Genomic DNA, 1,539 nt, shown 5'->3' on the forward strand with positions numbered 1-1,539 from the left:
GCGAGTGGCGGTATAGACGATCTGCGACAACGGATCGTAAACCGGTTGGCTTGAGATGGCTGACAGATCAATCGCGGTGATATCCGCGGCCTTGCCGGCGGCGAGCGAACCGGTGCGCGCCTCGATGCCCAGCGCCTTCGCGCCGTTCAGCGTCGCCATGCGCAGCGCGGTGTGCGCCGGGATCGCGGTGGCGTCACCGCTCGCGCCCTTGGCGAGCAGGGCGGCGATGCGGATTTCCTCGAGCATGTCGAGATTGTTGTTGCTGGCCGCGCCGTCGGTGCCGAGCGCCACGTTCACACCGGCTTTCACCAGCGCCTGCACCGGGCAGAAGCCGCTCGCCAGTTTGAGGTTCGATTCCGGGCAGTGAATCACGCTGACGTTGTCCTGCGCCAGCGATTCAATCTCGGCGGGCAAGAGCTGGGTCATGTGCACGGCGAGCAGACGCGGACCCAGCAGGCCCAGCTTGGCGAGGCGCGCGAGCGGGCGCATGCCGAAATGTTTCTGACCTTCGTACACCTCGTGCGCGGTTTCGTGCACGTGCATGTGAACCGGAATATCCAGCTCATCGGCGTACATGCGGATTTTTTCCAGCGGCGCATCCGATACCGTGTAGGGCGCATGCGGGGCGAAGGCGGTGGTGATGAGTTCGCTGTTGCGCAATTCATCGTGCAGCATGAGGCCCTTGTGTAGGTATTCGGCGCTGTTCTGCGCCCAGGCGCTCGGGAAATCCAGCATGATCAGCCCCACGCAGACGCGCATGCCGGCGTCCATGCATACGCGCGCCGTGACATCGGGAAAGAAATACATGTCATTGAAACAGGTGGTGCCGCTTTTCAGCATCTCGGCGATGGCCAGTTCGGTGCCGTCGTGCACGAAATCGGGGCTGACCCACTTCGCTTCCGCTGGCCAGATGTGATTATTCAGCCAGTCCATGAGCGGCAGATCATCCGCCAGCCCGCGGAACAGGCTCATGGCGGAGTGGGTGTGCGCGTTCACCAGGCCTGGGATCACGGCATGGTGCTGGAGATCGAACGTCTCCGTCGCGCGATATTTTTTGGCAGCGTCTTTCGTGGGCAGGACTTCGACGATTTTCTCGCCGTGGACGGCGATGCTGTTGTGGTCCAGCGTCTGCCCGTCGGGTTCAACGGGGATCACCCAGCGGGCATTTATTAAGGTGTCGATGGTTTGCATGGGTTGTTATTTCGGGCGTTGGGCGAACGAAGTATACCGCATTAATTTGGTAATTCTTGACGGCTAATATCCACTTTGCGACGATGCTGGCGTGCTATCAACGATTCGAGAGCGTCAGGAAAAACGACAAAACCACAGTTGTTGCCAGCACCCTTTTGGCATGGCAATTAAGCATCGAACGGGATAGCAACGCATGGCCACCAAAATCGTCTATCATTTTGAGTGGGACGAGGAGAAAGCAAGAGCCAATTTTTCCAAACATCATAAGGTGGGTTTTCGATTGGCCACTGATGCTATGAAACGAAGATACGATTTCAGCAAAGGTGTCCGAGGAAAATTCTACAATCC

At 58.6% G+C, this 1,539-nt stretch carries 1 protein-coding gene; it reads right to left on the minus strand.

Annotation, left to right across the window (positions count from 1 at the left end):
- A partial coding sequence (locus WB402_RS10775; protein ID WP_424207724.1) for a TRZ/ATZ family hydrolase occupies nt 1-1,191 on the minus strand: 1,191 nt, incomplete at its 3' end.
- Nucleotides 1,192-1,539: the final 348 nt, after the last annotated feature.

The sequence above is a fragment of the Sulfuricaulis sp. genome, from assembly GCF_049587675.1.
GTDB lineage: Bacteria > Pseudomonadota > Gammaproteobacteria > Acidiferrobacterales > Sulfurifustaceae > Sulfuricaulis.